This window comes from Dokdonella sp. GW821-FHT11D02, assembly GCF_058808595.1.
Genome location: NZ_CM179520.1, coordinates 1,085,215 through 1,102,574 on the forward strand (window position 1 = coordinate 1,085,215; position 17,360 = coordinate 1,102,574).

Here is a 17,360-nt window from a genome sequence, read left to right on the forward strand (position 1 = left end):
TCCAGCCGATGATCCGCTCGAAACTGCGGTAATCTGTCGTATTGCTAATAGTTAGCTATGCTAATCATATGAGTCGACTCCGTCAATCATCGATGCGCGACGCCGCCGAACGCCTGCATGGCGCGGCGATTCATCTCTTGCGCCGCGTGCGCCGCCACGACGACGCCAGCGGCCTGCCGTCGGCGCAGCTGTCGGCCTTGTCCGTACTGGTGTTCGGCGGTGCGACCACGCTCGGTGCGCTGGCGCAGGCGGAGCACGTGCGGCCGCCGACCATGACCAGATTGGTCGATGCGCTGGAGCACGCCGGATTGGCCGAACGCGATCGCGATCGCGACGACCGGCGCCGCCAGCTCGTCGCGGCGACCGCGGCTGGAAAAAGCCTATTGGCGGAAGGGCGCGGCCGGCGCGTGCAGGCGCTGACGGCGGCACTGGACGATCTGTCCGCAGCGGAGCGAAAAACGCTGAGCGCCGCGCTCGACCTGATCGAGCGAATCGTTCCTTTGATCCGCTAGCGAGTGATGCCGTCGCCGGGCTGGTGCTGCGATCCAGCCGGTGCGCCAACTATCGCCGCGGTGTTTCTCGATGATGCCGCACTGACCGAGCTCGCGTGCGAGTTCGGTCAGTGCTTTTTTTCAGCGGTGCGCGGGCGGATTCGGGTCGACCGATGTCGGTGACACCGCCGCAGGCGGCGCGAACAAGCTCAACGGGATCGCCTCCGCCACCGCGGCGTAACCGGCGTCGTTGGGATGGGTGTGGTCGCCGCTGTCGTACTCTGCGCGCAGTTGGGTCGGACGCTCCGGATCGCGCAAGATCGCATCGAAATCCAGCACGGCATCGAACTCGCCGCTGTCGCGAATCCAGGCGTTGACGGCTTGCCGAACCTCGTTGCGCCACGGCGTCGCCGGATCGGCTTTGGCGATGGCGGCATTGGGCATCATCGTGGTGCCGATGACGCGGATGCCTTTGAGCCGGGCGGCGGTGATCAGTTGGCGAAAGCCGGAGATCATTTCCGCTGCGGTCACCTTGTCGCTCGCGGGCGCGAACCCGCCGGGGAAGCTCAAGTCGTTGCCGCCGAACAAGACGATCAAATAGCGCACGCCCGCTTGCCCGAGCACGTCGCGCGTGAAGCGCTTCACGCCGGCCTGGCCGAGCGCGGCGCCGAACTGGCTGCGTGCCGGACTGTCGCGCAGCAGACGATTGCCGATCAGCCCCTGATTGAGCACGCCGATCTCGCGCCCGGCCGCGTGCAGCCGCTGCGCCAGCAGATCCGGCCAACGACGATTGGCGTCGGGCGTCGAGCCGTCGCCGTCGACGATCGAGGTGCCGAATGCGACCAGGCTCGCCGCGTGCGGCGAACCGACCACCTCGACACCGCTCAGGAACGGCCACGAGGTGATCGAGCGGGCCGACGGGAACTTCGCCGCCGCGGCCGCATTGCCGGCGGTCGAGACGTAGCTGGTCTGCGAGGCGAGATAGTGCGAGGTGGTCGCGGCGGTCGCCTGCGGCAGGTACAGACTGACCGCGACGTCGCTCAGTGGCGGCAGCGTCAAATCGATCGCGTCGCTGACGGCCGATGCACCCGGCGCCAGCGTGATGCCGGCCTGTCCGTTGAAGGTCAGCGCGCGATCCGTCGCGGCATCGACGTCGGCGCCGCTCGTGCCTCGCGCGAGGTGCGCGGCGCCGATGGTCAGCGGGCGATCGCCGAACAGATTGGAGAGGCGAATGCGCGCGCGCTCGCCGCCGAGGCTGACGCGCACGATCAAGCGCAAGGTCTGGTTCTTGTAGCGGTCGAGATCGCCCGGCATGAACGGCTGCGGCGCAGCGGACCAGGTGCCGATCCAGTTCGGCTCCGGCGCATCGCCCGCTCTGGCGGACGGCATGAAGCCCGCAGCGACGAGGACCGCGACGGCGAAGGCCGCCGCGGCCGGTCGCCGCAGAATGGCGCGACCCAGCATGCGAAGACGGCTCATCGCTTCTTCTCCGCCGCCATCGTGGCGCCGGTGGCGGTCTGCTTCGCCGCGGCTTCGTCGGCCTTTGGCTTCATGCCTTCCTCCCGAGCTTTGTGATCCTCGGCCTCGGCGGTTAGATGTACTTCGACCTCGTCGCCCACTTGCGGCACGTACAGGCCGAGGCCGAAATCGGAGCGCTTGAGCGTCGTCGTCGCCTCGAAGCCGATGCAGGGCAGGCCGCTGCGCGGATTGGTGCCGATCTTGTTCAGCGTGGCGATCAGCACCACCGGTTTGGTCACTCCGCGCAGGCTGAGCTTGCCGCTCACCTTGAACTGGTTGGCGATGTCGCCCTTTTCGACCTTGCTGCTCTGGAAGCTTGCGCTCGGGAATTTGGCGAGATCGAAGAACTCCTCGGCGCGCAGGTACTCGTCGAGGTCGGGCACGCCGCTGCTCAAGTTGGCGATCGGAATGCTGACCGCGACCGATGCCTTGGTCGGATCGGCGGGATCGAAGTCCAAGGTTCCCTCGATGCGGGCGAATTGCGCCGTGGGGTAGGAATAGCCGAGGTGGTTCCAGCGCACGATGCCCTGGGTGTGCTGCGGTTCGAAGGTGTAGGTCACCGCGTGCGCGGAGAGGGGTGCGAAAATCGCAGCGGCGAGGGCGAGTTGGCGAAGCACGAGCGGATTCCTGGGTGGCCGAAGGTCGCCGCGACTGTCGCAGCGGAACGCCGTAATGTCCTGAAAACCGGCCTGAAAAACCCTGAAAAGTTCTGAAAGCGCTGGTTCGGGAAGCCGGGCTGCGCCTGTCCGCTACAATTGCACCATCCCCTCGCTCCGACGCCGCGCTGCTGCATGGACATTCCTGTAACTGCCTCGCTGCGGGTCGGCGACTGGTGCGTCGATCCGGTTTCCGGCCGCATGTCGCGCGAAGGCGAGGTCGTGCGCCTGGAGCAGCGCACCTTGCGTTTGTTGCTCTGCCTCGCCGAGCGCGCAGGCCAGACCGTCGGCACCGACGAGCTGCTCGAACGTGTGTGGCCGGGCGTGATCGTCACCTCGGACTCGGTCTATCAGGCGGTCGCCGCATTGCGCCGGCTGCTCGGGGACGATTCGCGACAATCGCGCTACATCGGCACCGTGCCGCGCATGGGCTATCGCATGATCGCGCAGGTGGCGCCGTGGAACGAGGGCGGCCCTGAGGGCGACGAAATCGCTGCCGCGAAGCCGATCGGGCAGGGCGAGTCCCCCAGCGTGGCGCCGCCGTCGACGTTGCCTCCGGTCGCCTCGCCACGCCGCATCGGCGCGCTTTGGGTCGGCGCCGGCCTCGCCGCCGTCGCCTTGCTGGCGGCATTCCTGTTCCAGGCCAAGATCGGCGACAGCCACGCGCCGGTTCGGACCGCGCCGACCCCGAATTCCGTCGCCGTCCTACCGTTTCTCGATCTGACCGAAGGCATGCGCGAGGAAGTCTTCGCCGACGGCATGACCGAAGAACTGATCGACCAGCTCAGCCGGATTCCGGGGCTGCAGGTGCCGTCGTCGACCTCGGCGTTCTTCTACAAGGAAAAATCGCTACCGGTGGCCGAGATCGCGCGCGGCTTGAACGTCTCCTACGTGCTCGACGGCAGCGTGCGCAAGCAGGACGACATGGTGCGCGTGTCGGCGCGGCTGGTTCGCGCGGACGACGGCTTCGTGCTGTGGTCGGAGACCTACGACAAATCGGCGAGCGACCTGTTGTCGGTGCAGGACGACATCGCCGGAGAAGTCGCCAAAGCGTTCAAGACGCGCATCGGCGGCGAGGCGTCGTCTCCGCCGCGCTGAATCGGCTCGCGCATGGAGCCGTAGCGGCTGTGTTGCTCGCTCCGTTTTAGCGCGCGCCGGAGCGGGCCGTCAGCCGAGTCTCGCGTTTGCGGTCGGCACGGGAGTCGAGATCGAAAGCGGCGCAGGAACGCTCGCTGCACGATGCAGCGCCCAGTAGCCGAGCACGAGCAGCACCGCCAGCAGCAGCGCCCATTTCAGCCAACCGAGGGTGGGCATGAGATTTATCGGTTTGTCCTCGTCGATGCGACCGTGTCTGGTCTGAAAGCCGCCGATGCCGTCGAAACCGATCAAATAACCACCGACGGCGCTCGGTACGCTGGTCGGCAGCTGGCCGTTGCGGGTCAAAAGGCCGATCAGCGCAGGCAGCATCGCCGCGGCGGCGCCGAGCGCCTTGTCGCGATCGCTGCGCAGCCGCTGCGCGATCGCGGAGACGGTCGAGGCGCCGAGTACGTGTTCGAGCTGCTGCGGGTCGATCGGCCGCGGTTGCGCGTTGCCGATCCAGGAACCGAACAAGTCGCCGAAGCCGCGCTGGCGGAACTTCGCCAACAGCCCCGCGATGCCGCCGTTGCTTTCGTCGAAAACGATCGCGAGCAGGGCGGCGAGCAGCTCGCGCGCCTTGTCGCCGAGCCCGAAACGGCCGGCCACCTCGCCAATCAGTGCCTCGAACATGCCTGCTCCCCCGGTTCCTCGCTGTCCGTGCCGATATTGATCACCATTGCGCACGGTTTTTCCTGCATCGAAGTTTAGTTATGCGCGAAATGCACATTGCGAACGTTTGCATCGCCATTGCAAAACATTGGGAAACTTGAAGAGCACGCGCCCGAGACCTACCTTGAGTTCATTCCCGCCGGGGACGGGCCGGCGACTACCGAGATATTCCGCATGCGAATGGACAAACTCACTTCGCGCTTCCAGCAGGCGCTCGCCGATGCGCAGAGCCTGGCGGTGGGGCGCGACCACAACCTGCTCGAGCCGGCGCACCTGCTCGCCGCGCTGCTCGACCAGCAGGGCGGCTCCACGGTGCCCTTACTGGCGCAGGCCGGCGTCAACGTGCCGGCCTTGCGCACGCGCGTCGGGCAGTTGCTCGAGCGCCTGCCGAAAGTGGCCGGGCAGGAGGGCAGCATCAATGTTTCCAACGACCTCAACCGCCTGCTCAACCTGACCGACAAGCTGGCGCAGCAGCGCGGCGACCAATTCATCGCGTCCGAGCTGTTCGTGCTCGCCGCGCTCGAGGACAAGGGCGAGCTCGGTGGCGCGCTGAAGGCGGCCGGCGCGAACAAGGCCAATCTCGAGCCGGCGATCGAGAAGATGCGCGGCGGCGAGAAGGTGCAGTCGGAAAACGCCGAGGATCAACGCCAGGCCTTGGAGAAATACACGATCGACCTGACCGCGCGCTCGGAGAAGGGCAAGCTCGATCCGGTCATCGGCCGCGACGAGGAAATTCGCCGCGTCATCCAAGTATTGCAACGGCGCACCAAGAACAACCCGGTGCTGATCGGCGAGCCCGGTGTCGGCAAGACCGCGATCGTCGAGGGCCTGGCACAGCGCATCGTCAACGGCGAAGTGCCCGAGGGCCTGCGCGACAAGCGCGTGCTCTCGCTCGACATGGGCGCGCTGATCGCCGGCGCGAAGTTCCGCGGCGAATTCGAAGAGCGGCTCAAAGGCGTGTTGAACGATCTGGCCAAGCAGGAAGGCCAGATCATTCTGTTCATCGACGAACTGCACACGATGGTCGGCGCCGGCAAGGCGGAAGGCGCGATGGACGCCGGCAACATGCTCAAGCCCGCGCTCGCGCGCGGCGAGCTGCATTGCGTCGGCGCCACCACGCTGGACGAATACCGCAAGTACATCGAGAAGGACGCTGCGCTCGAACGCCGCTTCCAGAAGGTCTTCGTCGGCGAGCCGAGCGTGGAAGACACGATCGCGATCCTGCGCGGCCTGAAGGAAAAATACGCCGTGCACCACGGCGTGGAGATCACCGATCCGGCGATCGTCGCCGCGGCGACCTTGTCCAACCGCTACATCACCGACCGCCAGCTGCCGGACAAGGCAATCGACCTGATGGACGAGGCCGCTTCGCGCATCCGCATGGAGATCGACTCCAAGCCGGAAGAGCTCGACCGCAAGGAACGCCGCCTGATCCAGCTGAAGATCCAGCGCGAAGCTTTGAAGAAGGAGAGGGACGCCGAATCGAAGCAGCGTCTGGCCGATCTGGAGAAAGAGATCGGCGAACTCGAGCGCGAATATTCCGACCTGGAAGAGGTGTGGAAATCGGAAAAGGCGACCTTGCAGGGCGCGACCAAGATCAAGGAACAGATCGAGGCCGCGCGGCTGGAGCTGGAAGCGGCGCAGCGCCGGCAGGACTACGCCAAGATGAGCGAAATCCAGTACGGCACGATTCCAGCGCTGGAAAAGCAGCTCAAGGTCGCACAAGAGGCCGAGAGCAAGGGCTTCACCCTGCTGCAGGACAAGGTCACGTCCGAAGAAATCGCCGAAGTCGTCGCGCGCTGGACCGGCATTCCGGTCAGCAAGATGCTCGAAGGCGAGCGCGACAAGCTCTTGCGCATGGAGCAGGAGCTGCATCAGCGCGTGGTCGGCCAGGACGAGGCGGTGCGCGCGGTCAGCGATGCGATCCGGCGCTCGCGTGCGGGTCTGTCCGATCCGAACCGTCCGAACGGCTCGTTCCTGTTCTTAGGACCCACCGGCGTCGGCAAGACCGAGCTGTGCAAGGCGCTGGCCGAGTTCCTGTTCGACTCCGGCGATGCGATGGTGCGCATCGACATGAGCGAGTTCATGGAGAAGCACTCGGTCAGCCGCTTGATCGGCGCGCCTCCGGGTTACGTCGGCTACGAAGAAGGCGGCTATCTGACTGAGGCGGTGCGGCGCCGGCCCTACAGCGTGATCCTGCTCGACGAGGTGGAAAAGGCGCACCACGACGTATTCAACATCCTCTTGCAGGTGCTCGACGACGGCCGCCTCACCGACGGCCAGGGCCGCACGGTCGACTTCCGCAACACCGTCATCGTGATGACCTCCAACCTCGGCTCGCAGTACGTGCAGCAGATGTCCGATCAAGGCGGCCCAGGCGATTCGGAGGAGGACTACGTCAAGATGAAGGCGGCGGTGATGGGCGTCGTGCAAGCGCATTTCCGGCCCGAGTTCATCAACCGGCTCGACGAGATCGTCGTGTTCCGTGCGCTGGACAAGACGCAGATCCGCGCCATTGCGCGCATCCAGACCCAATACCTGGCGCGGCGGCTGGCCGAGCGTCAGCTGCGGCTGGAGCTGTCGGACAGGGCGCTCGATCTGCTCGGCAACATCGGTTTCGAACCGGTCTACGGCGCCCGCCCGCTCAAGCGCGCGATCCAGCAGCAGCTGGAGAATCCGCTGGCGCGGGAAATCCTCGAAGGCCGCTTCCAGCCGGGCGATACGATCGCAGTCGACGCTGCTGCCGGCAAGCTGGATTTCCGCAAAGTTTGAGAATGTCGTTTGCGCGGCGCCGCGTCCCGACGCGCGCCGCGCTGCCTACTTCGCGCTCGCCTTGCGGCGAGGGGTCTTGCAATTTTTCGTGATGGCAGCATCCTGCGCGTCCGTTGCGGGCGCCGCCATCCATCACTACCTACAGGCCGACGTATGCCGATCTACGAATTTGAATGTCAGGCCTGTGCGGCGGTGTTCGACCGCTTGCAGAAGATTTCCGATCCCGATCCGGTGAACTGCCCCGAGTGCGGCCAGCCGCGCGTGCGCCGACGCCTGACCGCGCCGTCGTTTCGCCTCGCCGGCAGCGGCTGGTACGAAACCGACTTCAAGAAAGACGGGGACGCCAAGCGCAACTTGGCGGCGAAGGACGATGCACCGGCTGCGGCCAAGAGCGACGCGAAAAGCGAGTCGACCGACAAGCCCAAAGCCGACAAGCCGGCCAGCGCCGATAAGCCTAAGACCAGCGGCACCGGCGACGCCTGACCGCATACGCGCTGCAAACACGAAAGACGTCGTCGATCGTCGCGCGACGGAGCGCGCCGGCAAGCGCTTTGCGGCGCCGGCTGGAACGCGAACAGACAACCCCAGATGCCCACCGTTCAGATGGATGCTCTAGACTTGCCGCGCATTTCCAACATCGGCAAAAGGGGAGAATCCAATGCGCAATCTGTTCTGCGGAATCATTGGCGCGGCGTTGTTGTTCGTCGCGGGTACCGGCACTGCACAAGACGCTTCGCGCATCGCAGCGACGGTCGGCGCTGCCAGCCTCGCGCACTATGACGATTGGCGTCCGGGATCGGGCTGGGATCGCGACATCGAAGTGCGTTGCGCCAGCAACGATTTCCGCTACAACTTCTGCCAGGTCGACACCGGCCGCGGCAGCCGCGTCGTGGTGTCGAAGGGAATTTCCAAGACCTATTGCGAGGAAGGTCGCAACTGGGGCTGGAACCGCGCCGGCATCTGGGTCGACGGCGGCTGCGAAGCGGTCTTCCGCGTGACGCGCCGCTGGAGCGGCGGTGGCGGTGGTGGCGGCGACGATGGCGGCTGGCGTCCGGGTCCCGACTGGGATCGCGCGATCGTCGTGCGTTGCGCCAGCGAAGGCTTCGGCTACAACATGTGCCGTGTCGATACCGGCCGCGGCAGCGATGTGCGCGTACGCCGTCAGATCTCCAAGACGCGCTGCGTCGAAGGCCGCAATTGGGGCTGGAACCGCGCCGGCGTCTGGGTCGACCAGGGCTGCGAGGCCGAGTTCGAGGTCAATCGCCGCTGGCGCTGACGAGTCGGCGCAATCGGGTTCGTCGCGGCGATCGTCTGTGATCGCCGCACGACGAAACGAACGCCGCTCGCGCTGAGCGAAAGGCGGCCATGGGGTCCGATGAGACTGTCCATGGCCGCACTCTCTCAGCCAAATCCATCGCGGCGTTGCAGTGCAGCAACTTCCTCCGTAGCATTCCGCGCTTTCTCCGCGCCGACGGCGCTCAGCGGATTGGCATGCGCACACACTACTGCGGTCTCGTCGACGAGGCCTTGCTCGAGCAGGACGTCGTACTCTGCGGCTGGGTCGATACGCGCCGGGATCACGGCGGCGTCATTTTCATCGACCTGCGCGATCACGAAGGAGTGGTGCAGATCGTCGTCGATCCCGACGACGCCGTCGCGTTCGCAACCGCCAGCGCGGTCGGCTACGAGTACTGCTTGCGCGTGTCGGGCAAGGTACGGCGGCGCGTCAGCGTGAACGAACGCGTGCGCAGCGGTCGTGTCGAAGTGCTGGCGGCGCGCATCGACGTGCTCAACGCCGCGCGCGAGCTGCCGTTCGTCTTGCACGAAACGACCAACGAAGACCTCGCGCTGAAATATCGCTACCTCGATCTGCGCCGGCCCGAGATGCAGCGCAAGATGCGCATGCGCACGAAACTGGTGGCGGCACTGCGCCGTCATCTCGACGCGCAGGGCTTTCAAGACATCGAAACGCCGATCCTGACCAAGGCCACGCCGGAAGGCGCGCGCGATTACTTGGTGCCGAGCCGCGTGCATCCGGGCGAGTTCTATGCGCTGCCGCAATCGCCGCAGCTGTTCAAGCAGCTTCTGATGATGGCCGGCTTCGACCGCTACTATCAGATTGCGCGCTGCTTCCGCGACGAAGATCTGCGCGCCGATCGGCAGCCCGAATTCACCCAGCTCGACATGGAATTCGCCTTCGTCGAAGAGCGCGACGTGCAGGACGCGGTGGAGGCGATGATTCGCGCGATCTTCAAGGACGTCGCCGCGGTCGAGCTGGCCGCCGAGTTCCCGCGCATGACGTACGAAGAAGCGATGCGCCGCTACGGCTCGGACAAACCGGACCTGCGCATCGCGCTGGAGCTGGTCGACGTCGCCGAGATCGTGCGCAAGGTCGAGTTCAAGGTGTTCGCCGAAGCCGCCAACGACGCCGACGGCCGCGTCGCCGCGCTGCGCGTTCCCGGTGGCGCCGAACTCACGCGCAAGCAGATCGACGAACTCGGCATGCACGCGGCGAAGTACGGCGCCAAGGGCCTCGCCTGGATTCGCGTCGACGATCGCGCCAAGGGCCGCGAAGGCCTCAATTCGCCGATCGCGAAGTTCCTGGACGACGCCACGCTCGACGCCGTGCTCGACGCCGTCGCCGCGCAGAGCGGCGACCTGGTGCTGTTCGGTGCCGGCAACTACAAGACCGTGTCCGATTTCATGGGTGCGTTGCGGCTCAAGGTCGGGCGCGATCGCGGCCTGGTCGAGAATGCGTGGAAGCCGCTCTGGGTCATCGACTTCCCGATGTTCGAATACGACGCAGACGGCGGACGCTACGTCGCCCTGCATCATCCGTTCACGGCACCGAAGGTCGACGACGTCGCCGACCTCAAGGCGAACGCGAAGATCGCCGTCTCGCGCGGCTACGACATGGTGCTCAACGGCAACGAAATCGGCGGCGGCTCGATCCGCATCCATCGTCCGGAAATGCAGAGCGCGGTGTTCGACCTGCTCGGCATCGGCGCGGACGAGGCGCAGGCGAAGTTCGGCTTCCTGCTCGAGGCGCTGAAGTTCGGCGCGCCGCCGCACGGCGGCATCGCGTTCGGCATCGACCGCATCGCCGCGCTGATGGCCGGCACCGAGTCGATCCGCGACGTGATCGCCTTCCCCAAGACGACCAGCGCGCAGGATCTGATGACGGCTGCGCCGTCGCAGATTCCGCCGGCTCAGCTGGCCGAACTGCACGTGCGCGTGCTCGAGCCGGAGCCGAAGTGACCCAGGCCGCCCGCAGCGCGAAACGTTCGGCGCTGCGCGCGGCGCCGTCCGAGCGCGTGCGGCGCGCCAGCGGAAGCGCGCCCGAGCGCGAGCACGTGATCCTGCTGCACGGCATCTGGATGCGCGGTGTGACGCTGGCCTATCTGTCGCGTCGTCTGCGTCAGGCCGGCTATGCGGTCGAGACGATGGATTACGCCAGCGTATTCACCGGCTTCACGCCGGCGGTCGAGCAATTGCGCGCGCGCTTGCACGCGATCGATGCGCCGGTGGTGCACGTGGTCGGGCACAGCCTCGGCGGCCTGGTCGCGCTGGAAGCGACGCGCGGTGTGCGTGGCTTGCCGCGCGGCCATCTCGTCGGCCTCGGCTCGCCGCTGCGCGGCAGCGCGGTCGCACGCGGCTTGGCCGCGATTCCCGGCGGCCGCTGGCTGATGGGACACAGCGTCGAGCCGTTGTTGAGCGGGCTCGACGATTGGAGCGGTTCGCGCAAGATCGGCGTGATCGCCGGCAGGCTGCCGTTCGGACTCGGCTTCGCACTCGGCACCCTGACCTCGCCGCACGACGGTACCGTCGCGGTGGCGGAAACGCAGCTACCCGGCATCGCCGACCATCGCACGGTGTCGGCCTCGCACACCGGCATGCTGCTCTCGCACGAAGTCGCCGACCTGACGATCGAGTTCTTGCGCAACGGCCGCTTCGAGTCGCAGCCGCAATGACCGCCGTGGCTCTCGCCAATGCGCAATCCCCAGTCCCCAATCCCGGCTTCACGCGCATCCTCGGCGTCGATCCGGGCAGCCAGCGCACCGGCGTCGGCATTATCGACGTCGATGCCGCCGGCAAGTCGGTGCACGTGTTCCACACCGCACTGAACCTGCTCGGCCAGGAGCATTTCGCGCAACGGTTGAAACAAATCTTCGACCAGCTCGGCGCGATCATCGCGCAGTACGCGCCGCAGGAAGCGGCGATCGAGCGCGTCTTCCTCGCGCGCAATCCCGATTCGGCGCTCAAACTCGGGCAGGCGCGCGGCGCGGCGATCTGCGCCATCGTGCATCGCGGCCTCGAGGTCGCCGAGTACGCGGCGCGCGAGGTCAAGCAAGCGGTGGTCGGCACCGGTGCCGGCGACAAGACCCAGGTACAGCACATGGTCGCGCTGCTGTTGAATCTGAAAGAGCGCCCGCAGGCAGACGCCGCCGATGCGCTCGCGATCGCGCTGACGCATGCGCATACGCGCGCGAGCGTGCAGCGGCTCGGCGTCGAATTCGGCCAGAACCGGCGCAGCTCCTGGAGGCGTCGTCGATGATCGGTCGTCTCAAAGGAATTCTCGTCGCCAAGCAGCCGCCGTGGATCGTGGTCGACGTCGGTGGCGTCGGCTACGAACTCGAAGCGCCGATGTCCACCTTTTTTGACTTGCCCGAGCTCGGCTCCTCGGTGAACCTTTGCACGCACTACGCGGTGAAAGAGGACACGGTGGTGCTGTACGGCTTCCTGCGCGAATCGGAGCGCGTGCTATTCCGCAGCCTGCAGAAGGTCAGCGGAGTCGGCGCGAAGACCTCGCTGGCAGTGCTGTCGGGCGTCAGCGTGGAGGAGTTCGCGCGACTGGTGCAGAGCTCGGATATCGCCGCGCTGACGCGCATTCCGGGTATCGGCAAGAAGACCGCCGAGCGCATGATCGTCGAGCTGCGTGATCGCGTCGACGGCCTCGACAGCGGTTTGCCTTCGGCGACGGCCGGTACCGGCGCGCACGATCCGGTCACCGAAGCCGGCATCGCGCTGCAGGCGCTCGGCTACAAGCCGGCGGAAGTCTCGCGCTTGGTGCGCGACGCGGCCGCGCCCGGCGATCGCGCCGAGGACATCATCCGCAAGGCGCTGAAGGCGGCACTGCGCTGAACGCGAGCGACGCTAAGAGCCGCTCCGGCACAGGGAAGTGCGGACGCTGCGAGCCCCGGTGGGCTGGCAGCGAACGACGTGACGCGGCACGACCGCGTTCGTTTGGTGCGAGCCGCGCCGAGAGGCGCGCGATCGCGAATCGATCCGGAGTCGAGGACTCACGATGAACCAGGACCAGAACCAGGGCGGCGCCACGCCGGCGCGCATGAAGGCGCTGGTGTTGGGCGCGATCGGCGTCGTCTACGGCGACATCGGCACCAGCCCGCTGTACACCATCAAGCAGACCTTCGGCGTGCACGGCGCGACGCCGACCGAGCCGAACGTGCTCGGCGTGCTGTCGTTGGTGTTCTGGTCGCTGATCCTGGTGGTGTCGGTGAAGTACGCCGGCTTCATCATGCGTGCCGACAACAAGGGCGAGGGCGGCATCATGGCGCTGACCGCGCTGGCGCAGCGCAGCGTGCGCTCGAGTCAGCGCGGGCGCTGGTGGATCGTCATGCTCGGACTGTTCGGCGCGGCGCTGTTCTTCGGCGACGGCGTGATCACGCCGGCGATCTCGGTGCTCGGCGCGGTCGAGGGACTCGAGGTGATGGCGCCTGGCCTGCACCGTTTCATCGTGCCGCTGGCGGCGGTGATCATCGTGCTCTTGTTCGCGTTCCAGAACCGCGGCACCGGCAAGGTCGGCGCGGTGTTCGCGCCGGTCATGATTCTGTGGTTCCTCACTCTCGCCGTGCTCGGCATCTGGCACATTGGCGAGAACCCGCACGTCTTGCGCGCGCTGTCGCCGCATTACGCGATCGCGTTCTTCGTGCACGAAAAGTGGGTCGCGTTCTTCACGCTCGGCTCGGTCATCCTCGCCATCACCGGCGCCGAGGCGCTGTATGCGGACATGGGCCATTTCGGCAAGAAGCCGATCCGCTATTCCTGGTTTTGCTTCGTGCTACCGGCTTTGATACTCAACTATTTCGGTCAGGGCGCGCTGCTGATCGCGGACCCCAAAGCGGCCGAGAACCCGCTCTATTTGATGGTGCCGGAGATGCTCCTGGTGCCGATGCTGGTGCTGGCGACGGCGGCTGCGGTGATCGCGTCGCAGGCGGTGATCTCGGGCGCGTTCTCGGTCACGCGCGAGGCGATCCAGCTCGGTTTCCTGCCGCGCATGCGCGTGCGCCACACCTCGCGCGAGCAGATGGGGCAGATCTACCTGCCGTGGATCAACCGCATGCTGTTGGTGCTGACCCTGGCGGTCGTGCTCGGCTTCCGCTCGTCGGACAATCTCGGTGCGGCTTACGGCATCGCCGTGGTCGGCACCATGACGATCGATTCGATCCTGGTCATGATCGTGTTCCGCCGGCTGTGGAACTGGAGCCGCGCGAAAGTGCTCACGATCGGCCTCGGCTTTCTGTTCGTCGATCTCGCCTTCCTCGCCGCGAACGCGGACAAGGTCGAGCACGGCGGCTGGTTCCCGCTGGTGCTCGGCGCGGCCATCTTCACCCTGATGGCGACCTGGCGGCGCGGTAAAGAACTGGTCGTGCGCGAGGTGCGCCAGAGCGGCCTCGCGCTGGACCCGTTCATCTCCTCGATCGTCGCGCATCCGCCGCTGCGCGTACCGGGCACGGCGGTGTTTTTGACCGCCAATCCCGGCGGCGTGCCGAACGCGCTGCTGCACAACCTCAAGCACAACAAGGTGCTGCACGAGCGCAACGTGATCCTGACGGTGGAAACGGTCGATACGCCGATGGCCGAGCCGGACGAGCGCATCGAAGTCACGCCGCTCGGCGACAACTTCCACAAACTCACCTTGCGTTTCGGCTTCGCCGAGGACCCCGACGTGCCGCAGACCCTGCGCGCGGTGACCGAATGCGGACTGCCGTTCGACCTGATGGACACGACCTTCTTCCTGAGCCGCGAAAGCATCGTCGCGACCGACCGCCCCGGCATGGCGCTGTGGCGCGATCGCCTGTTCATGTTCATGCAGCGCAATGCGATGCCGGCCACCGCGTTCTTCCAGATTCCCGGCAACCGACTGATCGAGTTGGGGACGCAGGTGGAGATTTGAGGAACGGCTGGGATTGGGGATTTGGGATTGGGGATTCGACGGGGCACTGCGCTGCGCGATACTGAACGGCGACTGCGCTTGCCGTAGCCGCTGACTACCGAGCGCCAGACAAGCTGGCCATAATCCTCCGAATCCCGAATCCCGAATCCCGAATCCCGGCTCCACCACCGTGCCGAATCTCGAATCCCCAATCCCCAGTCCCGGCTCCACTCGCCTGACCTCGGCCAGCGCCAACCGCGAGGACGATCTGCTCGAGGCGACGATCCGTCCGCAGCGATTGGCCGAATACCTCGGCCAGCAGACCGTGCGCGAGCAGCTCGGCATCTACATCGAGGCGGCGAAGCGGCGCGGCGAGGCGCTCGATCACGTGCTGATTTTCGGGCCGCCGGGATTGGGCAAGACCACGCTGTCGCACGTGATCGCGAACGAGCTCGGAGTGAACCTGCGCTCGACTTCGGGTCCCGTGCTCGAGCGCCCCGGCGATCTGGCCGCGCTCCTGACCAATCTGCAGCCGCGCGACGTGCTGTTCGTCGACGAGATCCATCGGCTGTCGCCGATCGTCGAGGAAGTGTTGTATCCGGCGCTGGAAGATTTCCAGATCGACATCATGATCGGCGAGGGGCCGGCCGCACGCTCGATCAAGCTCGACCTGCCGCCGTTCACCCTGATCGGCGCGACCACGCGGGCCGGACTTCTGACCGCGCCGCTGCGCGACCGTTTCGGCATCGTGCAGCGGCTGGAGTTCTACAGCCCGCTCGAACTCGCCGCGATCGTGCGCCGCGCCGCGAAGATTCTCGGCATCGCCTGCGACGCCGACGGCGCCGCGGAAATCGCCTGCCGCGCGCGCGGCACGCCGCGCATCGCCAATCGCCTGCTGCGCCGCGTGCGCGACTACGCCGAGGTCAAGGCCGGCGGCGCGATTACCGCCGCCGTCGCCGCCGCTGCGCTGGAAATGCTGAAGGTCGACGCCGAGGGCTTCGACGCGCTGGACCGGCGCCTCCTCGGCACCATCATCGAAAACTTCGAAGGCGGTCCGGTCGGGGTCGAATCGCTCGCCGCCGCGCTCAGCGAGGAGCGCGGCACCATCGAAGACGTGCTCGAACCGTTCCTGATCCAACAGGGCTTTCTCGTGCGCACCGCGCGCGGACGCATGGTCACGAGCAAGTGCTGGCGGCATTTCGGCCTGAAGGCGCCGCGCCGCGCCGATCTGTTCGAGGAGCCGGCACTGGGCAATCGCGAAGCGGGCAGCGGAAGCGAAGAATGACCGCATCCCGCGCTGCCGAGATTCCCGCTCCTCCGTTCTCCATTCCTGTCAGAATCTACTGGGAAGACACCGACGCCGGCGGTGTCGTCTATCATGCGCGTTACCTGCATTTCTTCGAGCGCGCGCGCACCGAGTGGCTGCGCGCGGACGGCGTCGGTCAGCAAGGGCTGCGCGAGGAGCTCGGCATCGTCTTCGTCGTGCACCGCATGGAACTCGACTTCAACGCGCCGGCGCGCCTGGACGATCTTCTGCTCGTCACGGTCGAGCCGGCCGAGCGGCGCAGCGCGAGCTTCGTCGTGAAGCAGCGACTGCTGCGCGAGGCGGAAGGCAAGCCGCTGGTCGAGGCGCGCGTGCGCATCGCCTGTGTCGATGCGCAGCGTTTCCGACCGTGCCCGATTCCGGATCATCTGTTTCAAGAGATCGAAAAACGATGAACAACGAACTCAACATCCTCGCCCTGATCATCGGCGCCAGCCTGCCGGTCAAGCTCGTACTCGGCATTCTGATCGCGTTCTCGATCGCCTCCTGGTTCATCATCTTCCGCAAGAAGGCGATGATCGATCGCGCCAACGCGAGCGCGGACGAGTTCGAGGAGCGCTTCTGGTCCGGCGCCGACCTCGCCGGCCTGTTCAAGGAGATCACCAGCGGCGGCGAGCGCATGACCGGCAGCGCGGCGATCTTCGAAGCCGGCTTCCGCGAGTTCGCGCGTCTGCGCCAGCGCCGCGGAGTCGATTCGCGCGCCCTGCTCGAAGGCGCGCAGCGCGCCATGCGTGTCGCCTCCACGCGCGAGGTCGACCGTCTCGAGCAGAGCCTCGAATTTCTCGCCAACGTCGGCTCGATCAGCCCCTACGTCGGCCTGTTCGGCACCGTGTGGGGCATCATGATCGCGTTCCAGGGCCTGGCCAACGTGAAGGAGGCGACCATCGCGATGGTCGCGCCGGGTATTTCCGAAGCGCTGATCGCAACCGCGATGGGCCTGTTCGCGGCGATTCCAGCGGTGTGGGCCTACAACCGCTATTCGACCAAGCTCGAACGCGTGAACTTGCGTTACGACACCTTCGTCGAAGAGTTCTCTTCGATCCTCGCGCGCCAGGCGCACCTCGACGACGTGCCGTGAACCCCGCCGCCGACCGGATCGCGTTGGAATAGCCCATGCAAAGCTACGGAAGAAATCGCAAGCGCCGCAAGCTGAAGGCCGAGATCAACGTCGTGCCTTACATCGACGTCATGCTCGTACTGCTGATCATCTTCATGGTCACCGCGCCCTTGCTCAATCTCGGCGTCGACATCCAGCTGCCGCAATCGGCGGCGAAGTCGATCCAGAACGACAAGGAGCCGGTCGTGGTCAGCGTCGACCAGGACGGCAAGTTGTTCCTGACCCTCGGCAAGGAGCAGCGTGAGCCGATGGAAGCGGACGCGCTGGTCAACAAAATTTCAGCTTTCGTTCGTGAGAATCCGCAAGTTCCGGTGCTGGTCGCCGGCGACCAGCGTGCGGACTACGGCAAGATTTATCAGGCGATGGTGCTGTTGCAGTCGGCTCACGTGCCGAAGGTCGGCCTGATGAGCCAGCCGGTGCAGGCGGAAGGAGCGCGCTGACCGGATGCAACGCGCGCATCAGATCGAAAGCTTTGGCGACAAAGCACGAGCATTCGGATTTG

17 protein-coding genes are annotated in these 17,360 nt (G+C 66.2%); 14 read left to right on the forward strand and 3 right to left on the reverse strand.

The annotated features are described in order from the left end of the window. Positions 1-92: 92 nt before the first annotated feature. On the forward strand, positions 93-512 hold the full coding sequence (locus AC3QL3_RS04485) for a MarR family winged helix-turn-helix transcriptional regulator (RefSeq protein ID WP_492897115.1): 420 nt from the start codon (positions 93-95) through the stop codon (positions 510-512). 120 nt (positions 513-632) lie between these two features. Here AC3QL3_RS04485 and AC3QL3_RS04490 read toward each other — a convergent pair whose 3' ends face one another. Continuing rightward, positions 633-1,970 carry an SGNH/GDSL hydrolase family protein gene (locus tag AC3QL3_RS04490; RefSeq protein WP_492897117.1) on the reverse strand — a complete coding sequence of 446 codons (1,338 nt, stop codon included), beginning with the start codon at positions 1,968-1,970 and terminating at the stop codon, positions 633-635. Further along, on the reverse strand, positions 1,967-2,626 hold the full coding sequence (locus AC3QL3_RS04495; RefSeq protein WP_492897119.1) for a YceI family protein: 660 nt from the start codon (positions 2,624-2,626) through the stop codon (positions 1,967-1,969). Before AC3QL3_RS04495 ends, AC3QL3_RS04490 begins: the two co-directional genes overlap by 4 nt. 174 nt (positions 2,627-2,800) lie before the next feature. Between AC3QL3_RS04495 and AC3QL3_RS04500 the strand changes: the two genes are divergently transcribed. Beyond that, on the forward strand, positions 2,801-3,763 hold the full coding sequence (locus AC3QL3_RS04500; RefSeq protein ID WP_492897121.1) for a winged helix-turn-helix domain-containing protein: 963 nt from the start codon (positions 2,801-2,803) through the stop codon (positions 3,761-3,763). Positions 3,764-3,832: 69 nt separating this feature from the next. On the opposite strand, the gene AC3QL3_RS04505 is transcribed toward AC3QL3_RS04500, so the two are convergent. Next, positions 3,833-4,432: a YidB family protein gene (locus tag AC3QL3_RS04505; RefSeq protein ID WP_492897123.1), complete on the reverse strand. Its 600-nt coding sequence runs from the start codon at positions 4,430-4,432 to the stop codon at positions 3,833-3,835. 213 nt (positions 4,433-4,645) lie between these two features. Between AC3QL3_RS04505 and clpB the strand changes: the two genes are divergently transcribed. The 12 genes from clpB to tolR all read left to right on the forward strand — a co-directional run bounded on the left by clpB (position 4,646) and on the right by tolR (position 17,298). After that, complete coding sequence (gene clpB / locus AC3QL3_RS04510) at positions 4,646-7,243, forward strand: ATP-dependent chaperone ClpB (RefSeq protein ID WP_492897125.1); 2,598 nt, start codon at positions 4,646-4,648, stop codon at positions 7,241-7,243. Between the two features lie 153 nt (positions 7,244-7,396). Then, positions 7,397-7,726: an FmdB family zinc ribbon protein gene (locus AC3QL3_RS04515; protein ID WP_492897127.1), complete on the forward strand. Its 330-nt coding sequence runs from the start codon at positions 7,397-7,399 to the stop codon at positions 7,724-7,726. Positions 7,727-7,901: 175 nt separating this feature from the next. Further along, positions 7,902-8,519, forward strand: coding sequence for a DUF3011 domain-containing protein (locus AC3QL3_RS04520; RefSeq protein WP_492897129.1), 618 nt, complete (start codon positions 7,902-7,904; stop codon positions 8,517-8,519). A 215-nt stretch (positions 8,520-8,734) separates the two neighbouring features. Next, positions 8,735-10,501 (forward strand): aspartate--tRNA ligase, encoded by a 1,767-nt coding sequence (aspS, locus tag AC3QL3_RS04525; RefSeq protein ID WP_492897130.1) that lies wholly within the window; start codon positions 8,735-8,737, stop codon positions 10,499-10,501. After that, positions 10,498-11,214 (forward strand): esterase/lipase family protein, encoded by a 717-nt coding sequence (locus tag AC3QL3_RS04530; RefSeq protein WP_492897131.1) that lies wholly within the window; start codon positions 10,498-10,500, stop codon positions 11,212-11,214. The genes aspS and AC3QL3_RS04530 overlap by 4 nt, the downstream gene beginning before the upstream one ends. Then, positions 11,211-11,798 carry a crossover junction endodeoxyribonuclease RuvC gene (gene ruvC / locus AC3QL3_RS04535; RefSeq protein ID WP_492897132.1) on the forward strand — a complete coding sequence of 196 codons (588 nt, stop codon included), beginning with the start codon at positions 11,211-11,213 and terminating at the stop codon, positions 11,796-11,798. Before AC3QL3_RS04530 ends, ruvC begins: the two co-directional genes overlap by 4 nt. Beyond that, positions 11,795-12,385 (forward strand): Holliday junction branch migration protein RuvA, encoded by a 591-nt coding sequence (gene ruvA / locus AC3QL3_RS04540; RefSeq protein ID WP_492897133.1) that lies wholly within the window; start codon positions 11,795-11,797, stop codon positions 12,383-12,385. The genes ruvC and ruvA overlap by 4 nt, the downstream gene beginning before the upstream one ends. 163 nt (positions 12,386-12,548) lie before the next feature. Next, entirely contained in the window at positions 12,549-14,438 is a 1,890-nt protein-coding gene (locus AC3QL3_RS04545) for a potassium transporter Kup (RefSeq protein WP_492897134.1), read from the forward strand. 214 nt (positions 14,439-14,652) lie between these two features. Further along, entirely contained in the window at positions 14,653-15,702 is a 1,050-nt protein-coding gene (gene ruvB / locus AC3QL3_RS04550) for a Holliday junction branch migration DNA helicase RuvB (protein ID WP_492898858.1), read from the forward strand. After that, positions 15,699-16,136 (forward strand): tol-pal system-associated acyl-CoA thioesterase, encoded by a 438-nt coding sequence (ybgC, locus tag AC3QL3_RS04555; protein WP_492897135.1) that lies wholly within the window; start codon positions 15,699-15,701, stop codon positions 16,134-16,136. The genes ruvB and ybgC overlap by 4 nt, the downstream gene beginning before the upstream one ends. Beyond that, positions 16,133-16,819 carry a protein TolQ gene (gene tolQ, locus AC3QL3_RS04560; protein ID WP_492897136.1) on the forward strand — a complete coding sequence of 229 codons (687 nt, stop codon included), beginning with the start codon at positions 16,133-16,135 and terminating at the stop codon, positions 16,817-16,819. Before ybgC ends, tolQ begins: the two co-directional genes overlap by 4 nt. A gap of 35 nt (positions 16,820-16,854) precedes the next feature. Then, positions 16,855-17,298 carry a protein TolR gene (tolR, locus tag AC3QL3_RS04565; RefSeq protein ID WP_492897137.1) on the forward strand — a complete coding sequence of 148 codons (444 nt, stop codon included), beginning with the start codon at positions 16,855-16,857 and terminating at the stop codon, positions 17,296-17,298. Positions 17,299-17,360 lie beyond the last annotated feature (62 nt).

Excerpts from the sequence above, each read along its gene's own strand:
- tolR (WP_492897137.1), top strand. The coding sequence starts at position 16,855 with ATGCAAAGCTACGGAAGAAATCGCAAGCGCCGCAAGCTGAAGGCCGAG.
- AC3QL3_RS04520 (WP_492897129.1), top strand. The coding sequence starts at position 7,902 with ATGCGCAATCTGTTCTGCGGAATCATTGGCGCGGCGTTGTTGTTCGTC.
- AC3QL3_RS04505 (WP_492897123.1), bottom strand. The coding sequence starts at position 4,432 with ATGTTCGAGGCACTGATTGGCGAGGTGGCCGGCCGTTTCGGGCTCGGC.
- tolQ (WP_492897136.1), top strand. The coding sequence starts at position 16,133 with ATGAACAACGAACTCAACATCCTCGCCCTGATCATCGGCGCCAGCCTG.
- AC3QL3_RS04545 (WP_492897134.1), top strand. The coding sequence starts at position 12,549 with ATGAACCAGGACCAGAACCAGGGCGGCGCCACGCCGGCGCGCATGAAG.
- AC3QL3_RS04515 (WP_492897127.1), top strand. The coding sequence starts at position 7,397 with ATGCCGATCTACGAATTTGAATGTCAGGCCTGTGCGGCGGTGTTCGAC.
- aspS (WP_492897130.1), top strand. The coding sequence starts at position 8,735 with ATGCGCACACACTACTGCGGTCTCGTCGACGAGGCCTTGCTCGAGCAG.
- AC3QL3_RS04500 (WP_492897121.1), top strand. The coding sequence starts at position 2,801 with ATGGACATTCCTGTAACTGCCTCGCTGCGGGTCGGCGACTGGTGCGTC.
- AC3QL3_RS04485 (WP_492897115.1), top strand. The coding sequence starts at position 93 with ATGCGCGACGCCGCCGAACGCCTGCATGGCGCGGCGATTCATCTCTTG.
- ybgC (WP_492897135.1), top strand. The coding sequence starts at position 15,699 with ATGACCGCATCCCGCGCTGCCGAGATTCCCGCTCCTCCGTTCTCCATT.
- ruvC (WP_492897132.1), top strand. The coding sequence starts at position 11,211 with ATGACCGCCGTGGCTCTCGCCAATGCGCAATCCCCAGTCCCCAATCCC.
- AC3QL3_RS04490 (WP_492897117.1), bottom strand. The coding sequence starts at position 1,970 with ATGAGCCGTCTTCGCATGCTGGGTCGCGCCATTCTGCGGCGACCGGCC.
- clpB (WP_492897125.1), top strand. The coding sequence starts at position 4,646 with ATGCGAATGGACAAACTCACTTCGCGCTTCCAGCAGGCGCTCGCCGAT.
- ruvA (WP_492897133.1), top strand. The coding sequence starts at position 11,795 with ATGATCGGTCGTCTCAAAGGAATTCTCGTCGCCAAGCAGCCGCCGTGG.